Origin of the sequence: Streptomyces sp. NPDC007971, from assembly GCF_042958635.1 — a bacterium.
GTDB lineage: Bacteria > Actinomycetota > Actinomycetes > Streptomycetales > Streptomycetaceae > Streptomyces.
In genome coordinates this window covers 538,497-560,169 of the sequence record NZ_JBIBJK010000002.1, presented here as the reverse complement: position 1 = coordinate 560,169, position 21,673 = coordinate 538,497, and the positions used below count along the sequence as shown (strand labels likewise).

Below are 21,673 nucleotides of genomic sequence, written 5' to 3'. Positions count from 1 at the left end.
AAGCGGTCCGGCCTGTACCGAACCGTTGTCCGGGCCCACGGCCGGGGAACCTCCGGTCAGTGGTCAGCCGGGGGCGACCGTGCCGTCGGTGAGGCCGTCGTACATCCCGCGCACGAGTTGCTCCCCGAGCCGGCTCGCGTGGCGCAGGGCCCGCTCGAACTCGTCGAGTGCGCGGAAACGAGCGCCGTAGTGCCGTTGTTCGTCCAGCGAGAGCCGGGGCAGCTGAAGCCGGCGCACGTCCAGGCGGGTCGCGGTGGAGGCGTAGCTGCTGGCCTGCCGGTTGTTGGCGGTACCGCGCAGGAAGCCGGCGAGGAACCACGGATCGAGCGACGTGCGGTCCGGGCGCAGGAGCACGAGGTTGCGGCCCAGAGTGGCGCCTCCCGTCGCCTCGTCGATGACCCGCGCCACCGAGCCTCCGCCGAGCACCGGTACGACGACGTCGCCCGGCTCGGTCAGCACAGCCTCCCCGTCGCTCTCGGGCAGCGTGCCCGAGGGCGCCGTGCCGGCGAGGACGTCGTGGTCGGTGAGTACCGGCACGCGCGCGTGGCCGCCGTTTCCGCCGGTGCGCAGCACCAGCGCGCCGCCGCGCGCGAGTTCGCCGATGGTGGTGAGCGGCCAGCGCGCGGGCGGAGCCGGATCCGCGGGGGGCGGAGTGAGGTCGGCGGTCAGGCGCAGGGTCTCGCCGAGGCGCTCGCGCACCGCCGTGAGCTGCTCCGCGCCGTCGGCCACGGCCGGCGGCGGCAGATGGCGGGCAGGAGCGAGGTCCACGTCGTCGTCGAGGAGTTCGATGACCGGCACGGAACGGGCCAGCCCCGGCCGCTCTTCCAGCCGCCCCGCGCGCTCGAAGGCACGCCAGGCGTCCAGTACGGCGTCCCGCACCGCCTCCCAGTCCGGACCGCCCCGCCCCTCCCCGGCGAACCTCCCCGTGTCCACGAGCAGCACCTCGGGCGTCGCCGGCGTCCGCTCGGGCCGCCGCAGCACCCACACGTGCAGGGAAATGTTGTACGGCGGTGCCGCCCCGACCGGGAGCGCGACGACCGCCCGGAGCGCGCCCCGGCGCAGCAGGTCGGCGCGGATCCGGCGCCCGGAGCGGCGGGAGGCGGCGGCCGGGGGCATCAGCAGGACCGCCGTGCCGCCGTCGGTGAGCCGGGCCAGCGCGTGCTGCACCCAGGCCAGCTCCGACTCGGTGCGCGCCGGGAAGCCGTACTCCCAGCGCGGGTCGTAGGCGAGTTCGTCGTGACCCCAGTTGCGCTCGTTGAACGGCGGGTGGCACAGCACGGCGTCGGCGCGCAGCCCGGGGTGGGCGTCGGCGCGCAGGGTGTCGCCCGCGGCGCCGCGCACGGCGGCCCGGGAGTGCAGCGCGAGCCGCAGCGCGGTGAGCGCAGCGAGGTCGGGCGCACTGTCCTGGGCGTACAACTCCTGGTCGGGGCGGCTGTCCACAGCGCGCAACAGGGCGCCGGTGCCGCAGGCCGGGTCCAGGACGGTACGGGCGGGGCCGACGAGATCGGCCATGAGACCGGCGAGTTCTGCCGGGGTGAGCGTGTACTGACGGGGGTTGGCGTCCAGGTGCCGGCCCAGCAGGAACTCGAAGGTCTGCCGCGCCCCCACCTCGGCGGCCAGCTCGGCGGCACCGCGCAGGAGCGGGGCGGAGGTCAGCATCTGGGGGCCACTGGGCGTGCGCAGGACGGGGGTGCGGGGGACAGGGGTGCCGGGGGCGGCAATGCCGGGGGCGGGTGCGGTGGCGTGGGTCGTGAGGGGTGCCGAGGGGTGCGGCGCGGGATGGGTCGCGGGGTCGGCCAGAGGGTGCGCGCCGGGCATCCCGTGGACAGCGGGGGCGTCGTGAACCTCGGGCGGGGTGTTCACACGGGGCGGTGCCTCTGAGCGGTTCACACCAGGTGCTGCGGGTGCCGCGTTCACGCCGTGGGGTGTCGGCTCCGTGTTCACACCGGCCGCCGTAGGTGTGGTGTTCACATCGGGTGTCGCGGCGCTCGCGTTCACATCCGGTGCGGTCGGTTCGGCGTTCACACCGGTGACGACCGGCGTGGTGTTCACCCCCTGTGCGGCGCGGGAGCTGTGCACAGCTCCCGCGCCGCCCGCGGACCGGCCGCTGTGCACCGTACGGCCCGGCACTCCGCCGAAGCGCGGTGTCAGCACCTGCTCCAGCGCGCCCGGCAGCATCGCGGCCAGGCGCTCGTCCGAACCGGCGCTCACGTCGAGCCAGACGGTGGGGCGCTCGTGGATCAGCAGCAGCGCGCAACCGGCGTGGACGAGCGCCGCCAGCGGGCCCTCGGGGTGGCCGAGGAGCTGCTGCCAGACCCGTTCGCTCAGCGGGACCTCGGCGAGTTTGCCCTGCTTGCGCAGCCAGGCCTCGACCTCGGCGAGGGCGAAGGACGGGCTGGTCTCGGTGCCGCCTACCGGCTTGGGGAAGTCGGCGTGCCGGCGGCGCCAGTTGCTGACGGCGGCCCGGCCCACTCCGGCGAGCCGTGCGATACCGGCAGCGGTCACCTCTGTCGCGTTGTCCTGCACCGGCCCCGCTCCCCTCGTCCCATGTGTGTGCCGAGCATACCGACGTACACAAGATCCATGCATTCACGGACGTGTACAGGATCGATCCCGTGAATCGTGTTGACTCGGTTCACAAGCTCTGATCTCATTGACCCAGCGAACGGGCGGCCACCGGAGGGGACGGCCGCAGCTTTGGGGAGGGGATTCGCCATAGGCATGAAGGCCAAGGTCGCGCTGGGCGCCGTCGTGGGGGTCGTCGTCATCGGTGCCGTGTCCACGAACGCCGGCAGCGGCGGCAAGGGCGGCACGCCAGCACTTTGGTTGCCCCTTGAACCTTATGTGATCTTTATGTGATCTCTCACTGCATACCTTGCACAGCTGTTCCACCACCCCGAGAAGGACTCCTATGCGCATCCCGTCCCGTGCCGTCATGCTGATCGCCGTCGCGGCACTCCCCCTGGCCCTGTCCGCCTGTTCCTCCTCCGGCACCGGCGCCGGTACCGGTACCGGCGCGAGCGCCAAGCCGGCCAAGGCGAAGGACCCCAACGCCGGTCTGCTCACCGGTACACAGCTGAAGAAGGCGATGGCGCCCGCGTCGGCCATCCCGTCCGGGCTCACCCTCGAGGCGGACGGTTCCGCGGACAGCGGTGGCCAGTTCCTCTCCCCGTCCAGCAGGAAGACCGCGAAGCCGGACTGCACCAGGCTGGAGACCACGTCATGGATCCAGGTGTCCGGCTACAAGGGCGGGGTGTCGTTCGCGCAGGAGGACTACGCGAACAAGACCGAGGAAGTGGCCCAGGAGATCGACGCCTTCCAGGGCACGACCGCAACCGCGCTGATGAAGCAACTGCAGACCGTGGCCGGTGAGTGCGCCACGTTCACGGACACCGACGCGCACGCCAAGGTGAAGGTCGTCGGCAGCTCCACGTCCGGACTCGGGGACGAGGCCTACACGATGACGCTGACGAGCGGCTACTGGGACAACGGCACCACGCTGATAGCGGCTCGCTCCGGCAGCTCCGTGGTCACCGTGCTGTCCACGGCGGGCGGCGACAACGGTGCCGCTTCCGCCAAGAAGGTGACGACGACGATCCTGGCGGCGCTGAAGAAGGAGGCGGCGCCGGGCGGCCAGGGCTGATCACCGGCATCACAGCCCCACGTCCGTTCCGTACCCGTGAAGGATGCCGATGCGTCTGACGTCCCGCCTCGTCGGCAGCGCCGCCGACGACGAGGCCGTCGTACGAGACCGCGGCGTACCCGGAGCCCCGCTGCGCGCCGCGCTCGCCCTCGGCCTGCTGATCGGGTTCTACCTGCTGGCCCTGCTCGTCCTCGTCGCCCTGGCGGTCCTGGACGTCATGCTGGCCCGGGGCCCGGGCTTCACGGTCGTCACTCTCGAGGGCTACCTCGGCTCACTGGCGATCGCCTGGTGCGTTCTGCGGGTCGTCCTCCTCAGCCGTGGCCGTCCGGCCGAGCGGGACGAACTGCCCGGGCTGCCGCTGACGCCGCAGCAGCAGCCCGAGCTGTGGCGGCGCGTGCGTGATCTGGCCGAGCGGGTGGGCACGCGGGCCCCCGCGGAGATACGGGTGATCCCGGGGGCCGGTGCCATGGTCCAGGAGGACGCCCGGTGGCTCGGGCTGATCGCGGGCGAACGGCGGCTCTTCCTCGGGACGGCGCTGCTGATCGGCCTGCCGGAGGACGAACTGGATGCCGTGCTCGCGCACGAGCTCGGGCACTACGCGCACGACGACAGCCGGTTGGGAAGCCTGCTCTGGGCACTGCGCAGCAGATTGCTGAACACCGTGCTCACGCTGCAGCAGCGGGCCGCACGTCAGGAGGCCGAGGAGAAGGCGGCGTTCGCCGCACGGGCCGCACGCCGCCGGTCGGCCGGCAAGTCGCCGCCGCCGAAGCGGGTGCCCACGCGGGGCCCGGACCACTGCCTGGCCGTCGTCTTCTCCGCGTACGCCAGGCTCTGCCTGCGTCTGACCGAGGCCGTCAGCCGCCGGCAGGAGTACGCGGCCGATCTGGCGGCCGCCCGGGTCGCCGGACGGGACACCACGGCCGCCGCACTGCGCCGCATCCCCGCGCTCGAAGCCGCCGACGACCTCTATCTGCACGATTACGCCCTGCTGGGCCGGGAGGCCGGCCTGCTGCCGCCGGAAGGGCAGTTCTACGGTGGGCTCGTCCTCCTGCTCGCGGACGACACACGCCGGTTGGAACTGGAGGCCCTGGCCCGGGAGCCGCTCCCGCACGAGATGCCCCAGGAGAGGTCTCCCTACGACAGCCACCCACCCACGGCCGACCGGATCGCGGCGCTGGAGGCGCTCCCCGACGACGGACGCACCACCTCGCGCGTACGGCGCCCCGCGTTCTCGCTGCTCCGGGCGCCGGAGAGCCTCTTCGCCGAGCTGGAGCGGGCTGTACTGAGCCCGCGGACGCCGTCCGGGCGGCGGGTGCGCTGGGCCGAACTGCCTTCGCAGATCCGGCGCGAGAGCTGGGCGCGGGAGGCGGGTCCGCTACTGGAGGCCATGGCCGAGGTGGCCGGCGCGTGGGGCGCCGCCGCACCGGCAGTCACCCACCTCCAGCGCCTCCTGGACCTGATCGACCGGGGTCTGTTGTACGAGATCGCCGGCCGGCTCCCCAGGTCGGAGCAGGCCGGCCAAAACAGCGGCCGTGCGGCGCGCGAGTTCGCCAGGACGGCCTTCCGCTCGGCCCTGCGCCAACTGGCCCTGCTCGCCGCGCTGGACGCGGGGCTGGTCCGGTTCGAGCTGTGCTGGGCCGGGCCCCCGGTGCGACAGGCGGCACCCGAGCGGTTCGCCGAGGCTCTGGAGGAGGCCCTGGACCACGCGGTCGCCGATCCGGCCGGCACGGCGCCACTGCGCGCCCTGCTGATCAGCGGCGACCGTTCTCCGGTCGGCGGTACCGCGCTCCCGGCCCCCACCCCGCCGTGACGGCTCTCCTTCCTGCCCCACAGCCTCCCCGGTCACCTCTTCAGGCGGCCACGACTCGGAAAGACCCGGTATGAACGTCCTGATCGACATAGCCGGTGCCGGCGCCCTCGTCTACGCGGCCGTCACCATCCCCCGCAACGCCCGCAAGGCGCGCGCCGCTCGGGCCGAGGCGAAGGCCAAGGCCCCGGTCAACATCGATCCCGCCAAGTACGGGCTGGTGCCCGCCGCTCAGCTCGACGCCCGTCGCGCGGGCCCCGATCCGGAGGCCGACGCGGTCGAGGAGGCCGCCCTCGCCGGTGACTGGCGGCGGGCCGCCGCCTACCTGGCCGGGGCGGGCCGCGACTGGGACCTGCGGTGGTACCGGCTCGGCACCCTCACACGGGCCGCCGCCGAGGACGACACCTGGCTCAGGGCGTGGAGAACCGAGCACCCCGGCGACCCGTCCGCCGCGCTCGTGCACGCCGACGCCCTCGTCGTCCTCGCGGGCAAGGTCCGCGGCGCGAAGCAGGCGAAGCACACCACGGCGGAGCAGTTCGAGGGCTTCCACCGGCTGCTGGCCGAGGCACTGCCCGCCTGCCAGGAGGCCGCCCGGACGGCACCAGAGGACCCCTGCCCCTGGATCGCGCAGATCACCATCGCCCTGGGGCTCGGCTGGTCGCACGAGGACTTCCGGGCGCTGTGGGCCGAGATCACCGCACGCGACCCGCACCACTTCGGTGCCCATGTCAGCGCCCTGCAGTTCTGGTGCGCCAAGTGGCGCGGCTCGCACGAGCTGATGTACGCGTTCGCCGAACAGGCCGCGGCCACGGCTCCCCCGGGAAGTCTGCTGCCCGTACTCCGTCTGTACGCGCTGCTGGAGCACGGGACCCGGGAGCGCGAGGAGCCCGTGTACCACCAGCCGTTCGTCCAGGCGGCCGTGGACGCCACTCTGGACGCCGTGGACCAGGTGCCGGCCGGACACCACCGACTGCCGGTGGTCCGGCACCTGCTGGCGGACGCCCTGTTCCTGACGATGCGGTACGCGGAGGCCGTCGAGCAGTTCCGGGCGGTCGGCGCATACATCGGCAGCGTGCCATGGACGTACTCCGCCAACCCGGTCAAGGCCTTCGTCTACGCCCGCACCAACGCCTTCGTCTTCTGGGAGAAGGCGGGCTGCCCCGCCCCTGCGCCGCGCGGCCACTCCACCGGGGTCTGACGGGCACCGGGCGAGGCACCTGCAGCCGGTGCCGCATCCAGACGCTGGGCTCGACGTGGACGGCGTACCCGCGTTCCGGTTCGCAGCGGACCGGGACCAGGGTGCCGGGTACCTCGATCTGGCCCGGGTGTCGAAAGGCAGCCCGGTCCAGCGGCGCCACTCCTCCGGCGAGGCGCCGACCGTCGTGGAGGCCGGGGCGACGGAGTAGACGGCCGCCCCGGCGCGGACGTGCACGCACAAGCCAGGGGTCCGCGGGCAGGCCGTCGGAACGAACCCGGTGGGCGTACTCGGTGATCGGGGGTGCGGTTCGCGGTGCTTGGCGCTGGGGCGAACGGGGGCGACGACCTCGCCGTGCTGGTCCTGGGCGAACAGCGCGTACTCGGGCCGTTCGGTGGGGATCCGGCCTTGACGAGCGTTGCCCGCAGAGTCGTCGGTCACGAACTCCGGCCGTGTGTCGGCCATTTCCGGCACCGCCGGCAGCCGGTCGGGCCGCTCGGCGATGCTGCGCACCTTGACGTCCAGGGTGGTCACGGCAGGCAGTGCGCACTCGGCGTGCCGGCGAATGGACGGGGTGGATTCAGTGCGCCCGGAAGCGCGCGGGCGCCTCGGTCGGGTTGCCGCCCGAGGGGAGTTTCTGGCCGGGGCAGCCGGCGAGGACCTTCTTCATCGCGGCCTTCTCGGCGGAGGTGACCCACAGGCCGTACTTCTTCTTCACCGCCACCTGGGTGGCGACATAGGTGCAGCGGTAGGCCTTGTCCGGCGGGAGCCAAGTGGCCGCGTCGCCGTCTCCCTTGCCGCGATTGGCGCTCGCGTCGACCGCGATGAGGTTGAGGGGATCGTTGGCCAGCGCTATGCGCTTGCCGGGGTCCCAGTACTTGGCGCCCTTCTGCCAGGCGTCCGAGAGGGCGACGACATGGTCGATGTCGACCAGGCTGCGGCCGCGCCGGTAGGTGATCTCCTTGCCGGAGTAGGGGTCGGGCTCCAGCAGGCCGTAGGAGACCTTGCAGGTGCCGCCGGTGAACTTCACGTCCTTCAGGTCGCGCTTGAGCATGTCGTCGCGGGTGTCGCAGGAGTTGGAGTCCGTGTCCGCCCAGGCGGTGCCGAAGCGCTCCCGGGAGTAACCGGTCTTGGGCGCACGCCCCTTGACGGGCAGTGTGCCGGCGGCGGTCAGGGCGGCGCCTGTGCCCCCGGTCCCCTCGGGCCCGGAGGCGCCCTTGCTCTGCCCGGGCTTGCAGCCAGCCACGGCGACCAGCACGACCGCCGCGGTGACCGCCCCACTCCTCAGACGCGACACGGTGCGCCCCCCTCTTGCTGCTCGCCCTGGTCCGCCCCGGGTGCGGGGCGGACCGATCCACCCCTACGGTAACTGCCCATCCGCTGCCATCAGATGGGCGACAAAGGGAGGATTCAGGGGCAAGCCGGGCGCCATTTGATGCATGTGGCGCCTTGCCGGAGAGCGCGGCGCACGCCCGCGTGCGCCCGCTCACACCCTGCTGTACCGGAGTCCGCCGGGTACGGCGCCTACGACCCCAGGACCGTGGTGAGGAACTCACCCACCCACGCCAGCAGTTCCCGGCCGACGAGCGGCTTGCCGCCGACCTTCGCGGTCTTCGGGCGCGGGACCAGCAGCTGGTGCGCGGCCGGCTTGATGACCGTGCCCGGGTAGAGCCGCTTGACGCGCAGTTCCTGAGACTCGCGCAGCTCCACCGGGGCGAAGCGGATGTTGGTGCCCTGCAGGACGATCTCGCCGACGCCGCACGCCCGCGCGAGCATCCGCAGGCCGGCCACCAGCAGCAGGTTCTCCACCGGCTCGGGCAACTTGCCGTAGCGGTCGGTGAGTTCCTCGCGGACGGCCTTGATGTCGTCCTCGGAGTTGGCGGAGGCGATGGCGCGGTACGCCTGCAGGCGCAGGCGCTCGCCGGGGGCGTAGTCGTGCGGGACGTGGGCGTCGACGGGCAGCTCGATCTTGACCTCGAGCGGCGGCTCCTCCTCGATCTCGCCGGTCTCCAGCTGGCGCCGGTAGTCGGCGACGGCCTCACCGACCATGCGGACGTACAGGTCGAAGCCGACGCCGGCGATGTGCCCGGACTGCTCGCCGCCGAGCAGGTTGCCGGCGCCGCGGATCTCCAGGTCCTTCATCGCCACGTACATGCCCGCGCCCATCTCCGTGTGCTGGGCGATGGTGGCCAGACGCTCGTGCGCCGTCTCGGTCAGCGGCTTCTCCGGCGGGTACAGGAAGTAGGCGTACCCGCGCTCGCGGCCACGGCCGACGCGGCCGCGCAGCTGGTGCAGCTGGGACAGGCCGAAGGTGTCGCCGCGCTCCACGATCAGGGTGTTGGCGTTGGAGATGTCGATGCCGGACTCGACGATCGTGGTCGACACCAGGACGTCGAACTTCTTCTCCCAGAAGTCGACGACCACCTGTTCCAGGGCCGTCTCGGACATCTGGCCGTGGGCGGTGGCGATGCGTGCCTCGGGGACGATCTCGCGCAGGCGCGCCGCCGCGCGGTCGATGGACTCGACCCGGTTGTGGATGTAGAAGACCTGGCCCTCGCGCAGCAGTTCGCGGCGGATGGCCGCGCCGATCTGCTTCTGCTCGTACGGTCCGACGAAGGTCAGCACCGGGTGCCGCTCCTCCGGGGGCGTGGTGATCGTGGACATCTCGCGGATGCCGGTGACCGCCATCTCCAGGGTGCGCGGGATCGGGGTGGCGGACATGGTCAGCACGTCGACGTTGGCCCGGAGCTTCTTCAGCTGTTCCTTGTGCTCGACACCGAAGCGCTGTTCCTCGTCGACGATGACCAGGCCCAGGTCCTTGAACTTCGTCTCGGAGGAGAAGAGGCGGTGGGTGCCGATGACGACGTCCACGGCGCCGTCGTTGAGGCCCTCCAGGACCGCCTTCGCCTCCGTGTCGGTCTGGAAGCGGGAGAGCGCCCGTACGTTCACCGGGAACTGCGAGTACCGCTCGGAGAACGTACCGAAGTGCTGCTGGACCAGCAGGGTCGTGGGCACGAGGACGGCGACCTGCTTGCCGTCCTGTACGGCCTTGAAGGCGGCGCGGACCGCGATCTCGGTCTTGCCGTAGCCGACGTCGCCGCAGATCAGGCGGTCCATGGGGACCGACTTCTCCATGTCCTCCTTGACCTCGGCGATGGTGGTGAGCTGGTCGGGGGTCTCCGCGTACGGGAAGGCGTCCTCCAGCTCGCGCTGCCAGGGGGTGTCCGCGCCGAAGGTGTGGCCGGGGGCGGCCATGCGGGCGCTGTAGAGCTTGATGAGGTCGGCGGCGATCTCCTTGACGGCCTTCTTCGCGCGCGCCTTGGTCTTCGTCCAGTCGGCGCCGCCGAGTCTGTGCAGGGTGGGGGCCTCGCCGCCGACGTACTTGGTGATCTGTTCCAGCTGGTCGGTGGGGATGTAGAGGCGGTCGCCGGGCTGGCCGCGCTTGGCGGGGGCGTACTCCACGACCAGGTACTCGCGGGTGGCGCCCTGCACGGTGCGCTGCACCATCTCGATGTAGCGGCCGACGCCGTGCTGTTCGTGGACGATGTAGTCGCCCGGCTCCAGGGTGAGCGGGTCGATGGTCTTGCGGCGGCGGGCCGGCATGCGGGCGCCGTCCTTGCCCGCGGCCTTCTGGCCGGTCAGGTCGGTCTCGGTGAGGACGGCGAGCCGGAGCGCCGGGTCCACGAAGCCGTAGTCGATGGAGCCGCAGGAGACGTGCACCAGGGCGGGGCTCAGCTCGGCGAGGTCGGCGTCGAGGCGGGCCGCGATGCCCTCGCCGCCGAGCACCTCGACGGTGCGGGCGGCCGGGCCGTGGGCCTCGGTGACGAAGACCGTGCGCCAGCCGTCGGCGAGCCAGCCCTTGGTGTCGGCGAGCGCCTTCGCGGTGTCGCCGCGGTAGGTCTCGGGAGCGTGCATGCCCAGCTTGAGGGTGTCGCCCGCCGCGTCGGCGGCATAGGGGTCCGTCAGTTCCTCGTCGACGGCGAAGGGCGAGACGGACCACCACATCATGTCCAGCTCGCGCGCGCGGTCGCGGACGTCGGCGATGGACCACAGGGAGGCCGCGCCCACGTCGATGGGCGCCTCGCCGCCGCCCGCGGTGGCCGCCCAGGACGCCTGCAGGAACTCCTGGGAGGTGGCGACGAGGTCGGCGGCGCGCGTGCGGACCCGCTCCGGGTCGCAGACCAGGGTCATCGCGCCCTTGGGCAGGACGTCGAGCAGCAGCTCCATGTCGTCCACCAGGACGGGCGCGAGGGATTCCATGCCCTCCACCGCGATGCCCTCGGCGATCCTGCCGAGCAGTTCGCCCAGCTCCGGGTGCTCTTCGGCGAGGGCACGCGCACGTGCGCGTACGTCGTCCGTGAGCAGCAGTTCGCGGCAGGGCGGGGCCCACAGGCCGTGCTCGGCGACTTCGAGGGAGCGCTGGTCGGCGACCTTGAAGTAACGGATCTCCTCGACGTCGTCGCCCCAGAACTCGATGCGCAGGGGGTGTTCCTCGGTGGGCGGGAACACGTCGAGGATGCCGCCGCGTACGGCGAACTCGCCGCGCTTCTCGACCAGCTCCACGCGCGCGTAGGCGGCGGCCGCGAGGGCTTCCACGATGGCGTTCAGGTCGGCGCTCTGCCCCGTCTTCAGGGACACCGGTTCCAGGTCGCCGAGGCCCTTGACCTGCGGCTGGAGCACGGAGCGCACGGGGGCTACGACCACGGAGACCGGGCCGGTCTCGGGGTCGTCCCGGCGCGGGTGGGCAAGGCGGCGCAGGACGGCGAGACGGCGGCCGACGGTGTCGCTGCGCGGGCTGAGGCGCTCGTGCGGGAGGGTCTCCCAGGAGGGGTACTCCACGACGCCCTCGGCGGGCAGCAGCGAGCGCAGGGCGGCGGCGAGGTCCTCGGCCTCCCTGCCGGTCGCCGTGACCGCGAGCACCGTGCGGGCGGCCTCGCGGGCGAGGGCGGCGACCGCGAAGGGGCGGGCGGCCGGGGGGCCGACGAGGTCGATGTGCATGCGGTTGCCGTCCGCGGCCGCGTCGATCGCTTCCGCGAGGGCGGGGTCCTTGGCGACGGCGTCGAGCAGACCGTGCAGGCTCATGGAGGAGGCTTTCCGTCCGGGTATGGGGCAACGCGAAGGGCCCGATGCGGGTGGCGACCGGGGGTGTCCAGCGTACGACGCTGTCGGCGCTGCCGTCGGAGCCTGTGGACAACCAGGGGGCCTCCGCCCCCTGGACCCCCGTACCTCCGCCCACCCACCGCCCGACTCGGTCGGCACAAAGGCTCCCCGAGGCCCCCGAGACTCCCCGAGGCCCCGCCTCGGTCGGCAGAAGGACGCCCCCACGAAGATCCGGACCGGGCGCCGGAAAGGCGGCCCACGAAGATCCGCCCCGGTCACCAGAAGGACGACCCGCACGAACATCCGCTCGGGTCCCCACAAGAACAGCCCGCACGAACGTCCGACCCGGTCACCACGAGAACAACCCACACGAAGACCCGCCCCAGTCCCCACAAGAACAGCCCACACGAACGTCCGACCCGGTCACCGGAATGGGCGACCCCGCGAAGATCCGGCCCGGTCTCCGCGGAAGAGTCCCTGCCCCCGTCCCCGTCCCCGTCCCCGGATCCGGACCGGTCGTGGTCCGGCCGGGGCGGCAGCAGTGTGCGGGCGGGCAAAGAACCCGGTGCCGGGAAGTCTTGGTGACTTCCCGGCACCGGGTCTTCCCCCGCAACCCCCGTATGCGGTGGTCTTCGGCCGGCTCCTGGTGCGCCGCTGCTACTCCGTCGCGATGGCGTTCAGGACGTTCATCCGGCCCGCCCGGAACGCCGGGACCAGGGCGGCGAACAGGCCCACGAAGGCCGAGCCGATGAAGACGGCGATGATCGTCGGCCAGGGGATGTCCAGGATCTTCAGCCCTTCCAGGGCGAGAAGCTTCTGGGCGGTCGCGCCCCAGCCCATGCCGAGGCCGAGGCCGAGCAGGGCGCCGAAGACGGCGATCACCACGGACTCCAGCCGGATCATGCGGCGCAGCTGGCGCCGGGAGAGTCCGATGGCCCGCATCAGGCCGATCTCCCGGGTCCGCTCGACCACGGAGAGGGCGAGCGTGTTCACCACACCGAGGACCGCGACGATGATCGCGAGCGCCAGCAGGCCGTAGATCATGTTCAGCAGCTGGCCGATCTGGTCCTTCAGCGCCTTCTTGTAGTCGGTCTGGTCGCGCACGGTGAGCTGCGGGTAGCGGTGCAGGGCCGACTTCAGTGCCTTGTAGGCGGCCGCCTGCTGCCCGTCCTTGGCGGTGGCGAAGACCATCTGGTCGAGCGGCATGCTGCCGGCGGGCACGTACTTGGCCAGCGTGGCGAGGGACGTGTACTTGGCGCCCTGGTCGATCACCTCGTCGCTGCTGGTGATCGCGCGGACCGTCAGGTGGGCGGTGGACCCTTCCCGGAACGCGACGGTGATCTTCGAGCCGAGGTGGATGCCGTGGGCCTTGGCGAACTTCTCGTGGACGGACATCGAGTCGGGCAGGTAGGCGTCCTTGAGGTTGCCGGCGACGGTCTTCTTTCGCAGGTCGGTCGCGTAGGTCGGGTCGGCCGCCGTGACGTCCGTGTCCTTGACCTTCTGACCGTCCGGGGTGATGAAATCGGCCTGGATCGGCCGGTACTCGGTGGCCCGCGCGACACCCGGGGTGCTCCTGATGAGCTTGACCTCCTGGGAGTTGATGAGCTGCTCGTTGTCCGGCTGGATGATGAAGTCCGTGCCGACGGTCTTGTCGAGCTGGTCGGTGGCCGAGGCGACCATGGAGGAGCCGACCACCGAGAGACAGGCCACCAGGGCGAGGCCGATCATCAGCGCGGCGCCGGTGGCGCCGGTGCGGCGCGGGTTGCGCAGCGCGTTGCGCTCGGCCATCCGTCCGACGGGGCCGAAGATCCGCAGGATGACCATGCCGAGGACGCGGACCAGGCCACCCGCGAGGAGCGGGCCGATGACGACGAAGCCGATCAGGGTCAGCACCACGCCGAGTCCCAGCGGGGCCGAGCCGTCCTTGGCCTTGTCGGCGGTGGCAGCCACGTACAGGCTGTACGTGCCGGCGCCGGTGAGGACCAGGCCGATCAGCGCCCGGATCAGGCCCGCCTTCGCGTCGGCCGGAACCCCGGCGTCGCGCAGGGCGGCCATCGGGGAGACCTTGCCGGCGCGCCGGGCGGGCAGGTAGGCGGCGAGGACGGTGACGATCACACCCAGCAGCAGGCCGACCGTGGGTGTCGTCCAGGCGACGGTCAGATCGTCGGTGGACAGGTGCATGCCCGTGGCGCCCATGAGCTTCATCAGGCCGACGGCGATGCCCACACCGGCGCCGACGCCCAGCACGGACCCGATGACACCGAGCAGCAGGGCCTCGACGAGTACGGACCGGTTGACCTGGCGGCGGGAGGAGCCGATGGCGCGCATCAGGCCGATCTCGCGGGTGCGCTGGGCGACCAGCATCGAGAAGGTGTTGACGATCAGGAAGACACCGACGAGGAGGGCGATCCCCGCGAAGCCGAGCATCGCGTACTTCATCACGTCCAGGAGGCTCTTGACGTCCTTCTGGTTGGCGTCGGCGACCTCCTTGGCGGTCTGCACCTTGTAGCCGTGGCCGAGCCGGGCGGTCACGTTCTTCTTCAGCTGCGCGTCGGTGACGCCCTTGGCGGCGGTGACGTTGACGTTGGTGTAGACGCCGGTGCGGCCGACCAGGGTCTGCTGGGCGGTCTTCGTGTCCAGGTAGAAGATCGCCGCGCCGGGGTTGGTGACGGTGAAGGTGGCGATGCCGGACACACGCGCGTGGTGCGTGCCCACGACGGTGATCACACCGATGTCGTCACCGAGCTTGATGTGGTGCTTGTCGGCGGTGTCCGCGTCGACCATGATCTGGCCGGAGCCCTTGGGCGCCGAACCCGAGGTGATCTTCATGGTGCGGGCGTCGTTGCCGTTCCAGCTGCCGACGATGGTCGGCGCACCGCTGCTGGGCGAGAGCTTGTCCAGGTGGTGGTCGACGACGGTCACCGAGGTCGAGAACACCGTGCCCTCGGCCTTCCTGACGCCCTGGGCGCCCCGGACCTCGCCGACCACGGAGGCCGGCATCACCGGCGGCCTGCCGGTGCGGGAGGTGGTCTGGCCGGTGTCGGAGGAGCCCTTGGCGGCGACCGTCACGTCCGAGGAGGTCGCCTGGAAGAGCTTGTCGAAGGTGGTGTTCATCGTGTCGGTGAACACGAGCGTGCCGCAGACGAAGGCGACCGACAGCAGCACCGCGACCGCCGAGAGGGCCATGCGGCCCTTGTGCGCGAAGAAGTTGCGCATCGAGGTCTTCAGGACGGTCATGACGTGCGCCCCCGGGCGTCGAAGTCCTTCATGCGGTCCAGGACCTGATCGGCCGTCGGCTGGTACATCTCGTCGACGATCCGGCCGTCGGCCAGGTACAGCACACGGTCCGCGTAGGAGGCGGCGACCGGGTCGTGGGTGACCATCACGATGGTCTGGCCCAGTTCGTCCACCGAACGGCGCAGGAAGCCCAGGACCTCGGCGCCCGCGCGCGAGTCGAGGTTTCCGGTCGGCTCGTCGCCGAAGATGATCTCCGGGCGGGCGGCGAGGGCGCGGGCCACGGCGACGCGCTGCTGCTGGCCGCCGGAGAGCTGGGTGGGCCGGTGCCTGAGCCGTCCGGCGAGGCCGACGGTCTCCACGACCCGGTCCAGCCACGCCTTGTCGGGCTTGCGGCCGGCGATGTCCATGGGGAGCGTGATGTTCTCCAGCGCGTTCAGGGTGGGCAGCAGGTTGAACGCCTGGAAGATGAAGCCGATCCGGTCCCGGCGCAGCTGGGTGAGTTTCTTGTCCTTCAGGCCGGTGATCTCGGTCTCGTCCAGGTAGATCTGACCGCCGGTCACGGTGTCGAGCCCGGCGAGGCAGTGCATCAGCGTGGACTTGCCGGACCCCGAGGGGCCCATGATCGCGGTGAACTGGCCGCGGGCGATGTCCACGTCGACGTGGTCCAGGGCGACGACGCGGGTCTCGCCGGACCCGTACGCCTTCACGACCTGCCGCGCCCGCGCGGCAACGGCCGTACGCCCTCCAGTGCCCCCGTGCCTGGGAATGGTCACAGCCGAAGTCACGGTATGTCTCCTATATCGGTTCGCAGATCGGTAGATGCGCCCGGGTGTCCGGTGCGTCGTTGTGGGTACGTCGGTGAGTCTCGCGTCCGGCGGGTGTGCCGCGCACTGGCGCGGAGCCCCCTCTTGTGCGGGGGTAAACCCCACCCCCGTCGGTGCGGTCAACCGCCCCACTCGGTGCGGTCCGCCGCCCCCCAGCGGCGTAAAGCCAGGTTAAGGACGGCACCTGCCCCGTCTCGTCCTCCGGACGTACGAACCCTCCCCGAGCCGTAGTACGGAGATACCCCTAGGGGTGGTCCACCGCCGGGTGGAGTCCATCTCGGGGTCGACTCCACCCTCCGGCCCAGCAAGGCTCCACCCTCCCGTCGCGTGAGGGTCAAGTGGGAAGCTGGTGCGGGGCCGATCGATGCAAGGGGAAGGAATCCCGTGGGGGGTACGAAGCCTGCGATACGCGACGCCGCCGCGCAGCACACCGCACCAAACCGACGCGGCGCCGTCGTCGCCGCCCTGATGCTCGCGATGGCGCTGGCGGCGCTCGACGCCACCATCGTCTCGACGGCCGTCCCGCAGATCGTCGGCGACCTCGGCGGCTTCTCCGTCTTCTCGTGGCTCTTCTCCGGCTATCTGCTCGCCGTCACCGTCACGCTCCCCGTCTACGGCAAGCTCTCCGACACCTTCGGCCGCAAGCCGGTGCTGATCGCCGGCGCGGGCCTCTTCCTGCTCGGTTCCCTGCTGTGCGCGCTCGCCTGGAACATGGGCGCGCTGATCGCCTTCCGCGTCGTGCAGGGCCTGGGCGGCGGCGCGCTCCAGGGCACGGTGCAGACACTCGCCGCCGACATCTACCCGCTGGAGGAGCGCCCCAAGATCACGTCCAAGTTGTCGACGGTGTGGGCGGTGTCGGCGATCGCGGGACCGGCGATCGGCGGCGTGCTCGCGGCCTACGCCGACTGGCGCTGGATCTTCCTGGTCAACCTGCCCATCGGCGCCCTGGCGCTGTGGCTGGTGGTGCGTCATCTGCACGAGCCGGCACGGGAGTTGCGCACCGGAGCACGCATCGACTGGGCGGGCGCGCTGGCGGTGTTCGCGTGCGGGGGCGTACTGCTGACGGCGCTGGTGCAGGGCGGGGTTGCGTGGCCGTGGTGGTCCGCGCCCTCCCTCGCGCTGTTCACCACGGGGCTCGCGCTCGTGGCGCTGGTGGTCGTCGTCGAGCGCCGGGCGGCCGAGCCGATCATCCCCGGCTGGGTGTGGCGCCGCCGCACCATCGCCGCGGTCAACCTGGCGCTCGGCGCGCTGGGCCTGCTGATGGTGGCTCCCACCGTCTTCCTGCCGACCTATGCGCAGGCGGTGCTGGGCCTGACTCCGGTCGCCGCCGGGTTCGTGCTCTCCGTCTGGACGCTGACCTGGCCCGTGTCGGCGGCGCTCAGCCAGCACGTGTACCGGCGGATCGGTTTCCGCAACACCGCGATGCTCGGCATCGGCGCGGCGGCGCTGATCCTGCTGGCGTTTCCGTTCCTGCCGTACCCGGGGGCGGCATGGCAGCCGACGCTGCTGATGACGCTCCTCGGGGCGGCGCTGGGACTGTTCCAGCTCCCGCTGCTCGTGGGCGTGCAGTCGACAGTGGGCTGGGCGGAACGCGGTACGACCACGGCGTCCGTCCTCTTCTGCCGCCAGACCGGCCAGACCATCGGCGCGGCCGTCTTCGGCGCGGTGGCCAACGGCGTCCTGGCCGCGCGCCTGGGCGGCGCCGGCGACCTGGACTCCGTCACGCGCGGGCTGGCCTCCGGTACGGCGCCCGAGGCCACGCGGCGCGCCGTCGCGGAGGCGGTGCACGCCGTGTACGCGGGGGCGTCCTGCGCGGCGGCGCTGGCGTTCCTGGTACTGCTGCTCCTCGCACCGCGCCGCTTCCCGGTCCTGAAGGACTGAGCGTCCTGAAGGGCTGAGCCCCGAGGAACCCGCCGGGCACCCTCCCCCCGCCTGCCGTCCACGCGCGCGGCGACATCGCGGAGGGCAGGACCGGCGGACGGCGGAGCACGCCGGCGAGGTCGGCGGAGGCCGGACCGAGGGGCTCCTCGCGGAGGCCGGAGCGAGGGGAGGAAGGCAGGCCGAAAAGAGTTCGCGCGGAGGTCGGACCAGGGGAGTCCGCGCGGAAGGCAGGCCGAGGGAGCGGTACGCGGCGATCGTCCTCCTTGCCCCGTCCGGCCGGGGTTCGTCACCGAAGGCGCCGCTCCCGTCGCCGAGGCACCGTTTCAAAGGTCTGAGTTAATCGGGGTAACACCCCAGGTCAGCACGTACCGGCACAGTAAGCGCGTACCGACTGGCCAGTTTGGTGAAAAGCTTCCGCGTTCCGGTTACGGGCGAGTAGCGTGCGTGGCTCGCACCCCCCAAACTCCCTGCGGTCCGCCGCCACGGACCCGAGCCACGCAAGGAGACCGGGATGTCCTACGAACCGTCCCCGTCGTACCCGTACCCACCGCGGCAGCCCAACCCGACGCACCCGTACCCGGCCCACCAGCCCGGGCCGCCGCACCTCACCTACCCCTGGCAGCCCCAGCAACCCGCCCCCGAACCGGCCCCGCGCCGCACCCCGCCCCCCGCCCTGGGCAACCACAGCGACCTGCGCATCCTGCGCTCGGCCTCCCGCTGGCAGCGCCGCGTGGCCGGGCTCACGGCGCTCGGCTACTTCAGCCTGTTCCTGGTCCTGTCGGCGTTCGCCCCCTCGTTCATGACGAGCCGTGCGGTGGACGGCCTGCCCACCGGACTGCTGCTCGCCCTGGCCCAGCTCCCCGTCACCTGGCTGGCGATAGCGCTCTACGAGCACACCGCCCGGCGCTACGTCGACCCGCTCGCGGACCGCATCCGCAGACTCGCCGAGGTGGACGCACGACGGGAGGCCGGCCGATGACGGGCTTCAGCGACTCCGCGCAGACGATGTCACTGGTCGCCTTCACCTCGGTGGCGACGATCACGCTGCTGCTGTGCGTGATGACCGGCCCGGACCGCGACGGCCTGGACGAGTTCTACACCGGCTACGGGTTCCTGTCGCCGATGCGCAACGGCCTGGCCATCGCCGGTGACTACATCTCCGCGGCGTCCGTACTGGGCACGGGCGGAGTGATCGCGCTGTGCGGCTACGACGGGATCGTGCTGGCGCTGAGCACGACCCTGTCGCTGATGCTGCTGATGTTCCTGCTGGCCGAACCGCTGCGCAACGCGGGCCGGTTCACGATGGGCGACGCGCTGGCCCGCCGCATGCCGGGCCGCGCGGTGCGGATGACGGCGTGCGCGGTGACGATCGCGGCACTGCTGCCGCTGATGCTCGTCCAGCTCGCGGGCGCCGGACAACTGCTGGCGTTCATCCTCGGCTTCTCCAACGACTCGCTGAAGACCGGATGCGTGGTCGGGCTGGGCCTGCTGATGATCAGCTACGCGGCGATCGGCGGGATGAAGGGCACCGCCCTGATCCAGATCCTGAAGATCGTGATGCTGCTGGGCTCCGGCGCCGTCGTCGCCGTCCTCATTCTGCGCCAGTTCGCCTGGGACCCCGGTGCGCTGTTCCACGCGGCCTCGCAGCGGAGCGGGGTCGGCGACGCCTTCCTGCACTCGGGCCTGGAGTTCGCGGGCGGAACCAATCCACGCCTGGACATGATCACCTCGGAGCTGACCGTCGTCCTGGGCGGCGCCTGTCTGCCGCACATCACCATGCGCACCTACACCGCCTCCAGCGCCCGTCAGGTGCGGCGCTCGATGTCCTGGGCGGTGTCGGCGGTCGCGCTGTTCGTGCTGGTGGTCACGGTGGTCGGCTTCGGCGCGACCGCACTGATCGGACGCGCGACGATCGCGGCCGCAGACCCGCAGGGCAACACGGCGTACCTGCTGGGGTCGAGGGCGGCCTTCGGCCCGGACGTGTCCACGGCGGAGACCCTGCTGTTCACGACGGTGACGACCGCGATCTTCCTGACCCTGCTGGCCTCGGTGGCCGGCATGATCCTGGCCTGCGCCAACTCCCTGGCCCACGACGTCTTCGCGGCCCGCGCCCCACAGATGCCGGCCCGCCGCGAGATGACCCTGGCCCGCGTCTCGGCGCTGGCCGTCGGCATCCCGGCGATCCTCCTGTCCACCCAGGTCCAGCACCGCAATCTGCAGCCCCTGGTGACGCTCTCCTTCTGCCTCGGCGCCTCCGCCATCGCCCCGGCCCTCGTCTACGGCCTCTTCTGGCGCCGCTACACCCGTGCGGGCCTGCTGTGGACCCTGATCGGCGGCACGCTGGCGGTGCTGGCGCTGATGCCGGGCACCAATCTGGTCTCCGGCTCACCGACCGCGCTGTTCCCGGACGCCGACTTCAACTGGTTCCCCTTCACGACCACGGGGCTCGTCACCATCCCGCTGGGCTTCGCCCTCGGCTGGGCGGGCACGGTCGTCTCGGGGCGCAGAAAGGCGGAGGAACAGCGCCGCCAGTACGAGGCGGTCGAGGGATGGATCCTCGCCGGGGCGGTGCGCAGAAGCGGCTGACACCCACGGTGCCGGCGAGGGGGCGTACGCCCGCGCGAGCGCATCCCACCGCTCCGCGGGCGCCCTCCCGGCCCCGTTCTCCACCGGCACGCTCCCGGCCTCGCTCCGCCGACGCCCTCCCGGCTCCACCGGCGCTCTCCACATGCTGCGTCCCCGGCTCTACTCCACCGGTGCCCTCCGGGTGTCCTCCCAGTCCGGCTCCACCGGTTCCGTCCCGCCGCCCTCCCAGTCCACCTCCACCGGCACCCTCCCGGTCAGGGTCATGAGGCTGCTGCGCACATGGTCCATCTGGGCCTGCACCTCGTCCCACGTCTCCCCGTGCTCGCGCAGCACCCGCTCCGTCTCCCGGGCGATCCGCTCCTCGCGCGCCCGCGCCTCCGCGAGCATCTCGTCGGCACGCGCGCGTGCCTCGCCCAGGCACCGGTCCTCGGAGTGCCGGGCATCGGCGAGCGTCTGCTCGGCCTCGGCAAGCTCGGCCTCGGCACGCGCGATCCGCTCCGTGCAGTGGACGTCGAGTGCGGCAAAACCCTCCTCCGCCTCGCGCTCCGCCTCGGCCAGTCGGCCGACGAACTCCTCCTGCTGCCCGGTCAGCATCACGGAGCAGCGCCGGCGCGTCTCCCGCAGATCGGCGAGCGCCTCGCTGCGCCCCTCCTTCACCTCGCGCCGGGTGGAGACACGGATGTGGTCCTCCTCGGCGCGCGCCGCGAGCAGCCGCTGCCGCGCAAACTCGTCCGCCTCGGCGCACAGGGCATCGGCGTACGCCTGCGCCTCGCTCCGCAGGCTCTCCGCGTACGCGCGCGCCTCGTCCGCCAGGCACTGCGCCTCCCGCCGTGCGCCCTCGCGGACCGCCGTCGCCTCCTCCTGCCCGAGCTGGAAGATCTGACGCGCACGCTCACCCAGCGTCTCGTACGTCTGCGGCGCGAGCCGGGCCACGACCTCCCGCAGCCGCAGGAGTTCCTCCTCCATCTGCCGCGCGAGCACCGTCAGCCGCGCGGCCCGTTCCCACGCGGCGTCCCGGTCGTCGAAGAGGGCGGTGGCGTACGCATCGACCTGGTCGGGACGGTAACCACGCCCACGCCCGGCCGTGAAGGCGAAGCCGAAGCCGTGGGGCGATACCGGTGCGCCGCTCATCCTGGAACCCCTCTCCACCGAACGGACCACGAGACGATGATTTCGCGCACATCTTGATGTACGGGGTGGAAAGGCTCATAACGCGACACTCCGGCCGGACGTCACGGCCGGTCGCGATCAGTACAGTCGTGCGCGCCGTACGCCCCGCGCGCGCCGTACGCGCCGTACCGGCCGTGCGTCCCGTGCAGCGGGCGCCGGGCCGGGCCGCGCGTGCTTCCGGCGACGGCGGTGGAGCGGCCCTAGACTCGACCCATCCGGGGGTCCCACCC

At 72.0% G+C, this 21,673-nt stretch carries 13 protein-coding genes and 1 pseudogene; 7 read left to right on the top strand and 7 right to left on the bottom strand.

All coding sequences use genetic code 11. From position 1 onward, the window contains the following. Positions 1 to 63: 63 nt before the first annotated feature. Positions 64 to 2,526: an N-6 DNA methylase gene (locus ACFZCP_RS06335; protein WP_391424541.1), complete on the bottom strand. Its 2,463-nt coding sequence runs from the start codon at positions 2,524 to 2,526 to the stop codon at positions 64 to 66. Positions 2,527 to 2,721: 195 nt separating this feature from the next. Here ACFZCP_RS06335 and ACFZCP_RS06330 point away from each other — a divergent pair, with 195 nt between their 5' ends. The 4 genes from ACFZCP_RS06330 (at position 2,722) to ACFZCP_RS06315 (ending at position 6,648) form a co-directional block, all read left to right on the top strand. Then, complete coding sequence (locus tag ACFZCP_RS06330) at positions 2,722 to 2,859, top strand: hypothetical protein (RefSeq protein ID WP_391424539.1); 138 nt, start codon at positions 2,722 to 2,724, stop codon at positions 2,857 to 2,859. Positions 2,860 to 2,911: 52 nt separating this feature from the next. Further along, positions 2,912 to 3,643: a hypothetical protein gene (locus ACFZCP_RS06325; protein WP_391424537.1), complete on the top strand. Its 732-nt coding sequence runs from the start codon at positions 2,912 to 2,914 to the stop codon at positions 3,641 to 3,643. Between the two features lie 49 nt (positions 3,644 to 3,692). After that, the gene (locus tag ACFZCP_RS06320; RefSeq protein ID WP_391424535.1) at positions 3,693 to 5,453 is read left to right on the top strand and encodes a M48 family metalloprotease; all 1,761 of its coding nucleotides are present in this window, start codon (positions 3,693 to 3,695) and stop codon (positions 5,451 to 5,453) included. A 70-nt stretch (positions 5,454 to 5,523) separates the two neighbouring features. Continuing rightward, a complete protein-coding gene (locus tag ACFZCP_RS06315) occupies positions 5,524 to 6,648 on the top strand; it encodes a hypothetical protein (RefSeq protein ID WP_362680644.1) in 1,125 nt (374 codons plus the stop codon). 22 nt (positions 6,649 to 6,670) lie between these two features. Here ACFZCP_RS06315 and ACFZCP_RS06310 read toward each other — a convergent pair. The 5 genes and pseudogenes from ACFZCP_RS06310 to ACFZCP_RS06290 all read right to left on the bottom strand — a co-directional run. Further along, positions 6,671 to 7,170, bottom strand: a pseudogene (locus tag ACFZCP_RS06310) (hypothetical protein); the annotation flags it as partial. Between the two features lie 55 nt (positions 7,171 to 7,225). Next, entirely contained in the window at positions 7,226 to 7,942 is a 717-nt protein-coding gene (locus ACFZCP_RS06305; protein ID WP_362680646.1) for an HNH endonuclease family protein, read from the bottom strand. A gap of 227 nt (positions 7,943 to 8,169) precedes the next feature. Beyond that, the gene (gene mfd / locus ACFZCP_RS06300; protein WP_391424532.1) at positions 8,170 to 11,727 is read right to left on the bottom strand and encodes a transcription-repair coupling factor; all 3,558 of its coding nucleotides are present in this window, start codon (positions 11,725 to 11,727) and stop codon (positions 8,170 to 8,172) included. Between the two features lie 675 nt (positions 11,728 to 12,402). Beyond that, a complete protein-coding gene (locus ACFZCP_RS06295; protein ID WP_391424529.1) occupies positions 12,403 to 14,982 on the bottom strand; it encodes an FtsX-like permease family protein in 2,580 nt (859 codons plus the stop codon). Then, positions 14,979 to 15,767, bottom strand: coding sequence for an ABC transporter ATP-binding protein (locus tag ACFZCP_RS06290; RefSeq protein ID WP_362680652.1), 789 nt, complete (start codon positions 15,765 to 15,767; stop codon positions 14,979 to 14,981). Before ACFZCP_RS06290 ends, ACFZCP_RS06295 begins: the two co-directional genes overlap by 4 nt. Positions 15,768 to 16,190: 423 nt before the next feature. On the opposite strand from ACFZCP_RS06290, the gene ACFZCP_RS06285 reads away from it, so the two are divergent. The 3 genes from ACFZCP_RS06285 to ACFZCP_RS06275 all read left to right on the top strand — a co-directional run bounded on the left by ACFZCP_RS06285 (position 16,191) and on the right by ACFZCP_RS06275 (position 20,273). Beyond that, positions 16,191 to 17,687, top strand: a complete 1,497-nt coding sequence (locus tag ACFZCP_RS06285) for an MFS transporter (RefSeq protein ID WP_391424527.1) — start codon at positions 16,191 to 16,193, stop codon at positions 17,685 to 17,687. Between the two features lie 511 nt (positions 17,688 to 18,198). Then, positions 18,199 to 18,666: a DUF485 domain-containing protein gene (locus tag ACFZCP_RS06280; protein ID WP_391424525.1), complete on the top strand. Its 468-nt coding sequence runs from the start codon at positions 18,199 to 18,201 to the stop codon at positions 18,664 to 18,666. Next, a complete protein-coding gene (locus ACFZCP_RS06275; protein ID WP_391424523.1) occupies positions 18,663 to 20,273 on the top strand; it encodes a cation acetate symporter in 1,611 nt (536 codons plus the stop codon). Before ACFZCP_RS06280 ends, ACFZCP_RS06275 begins: the two co-directional genes overlap by 4 nt. A 159-nt stretch (positions 20,274 to 20,432) precedes the next feature. Here the strand turns inward: ACFZCP_RS06275 and ACFZCP_RS06270 are convergent, their stop codons facing one another. After that, complete coding sequence (locus ACFZCP_RS06270) at positions 20,433 to 21,404, bottom strand: DivIVA domain-containing protein (protein ID WP_391424521.1); 972 nt, start codon at positions 21,402 to 21,404, stop codon at positions 20,433 to 20,435. Positions 21,405 to 21,673 lie beyond the last annotated feature (269 nt).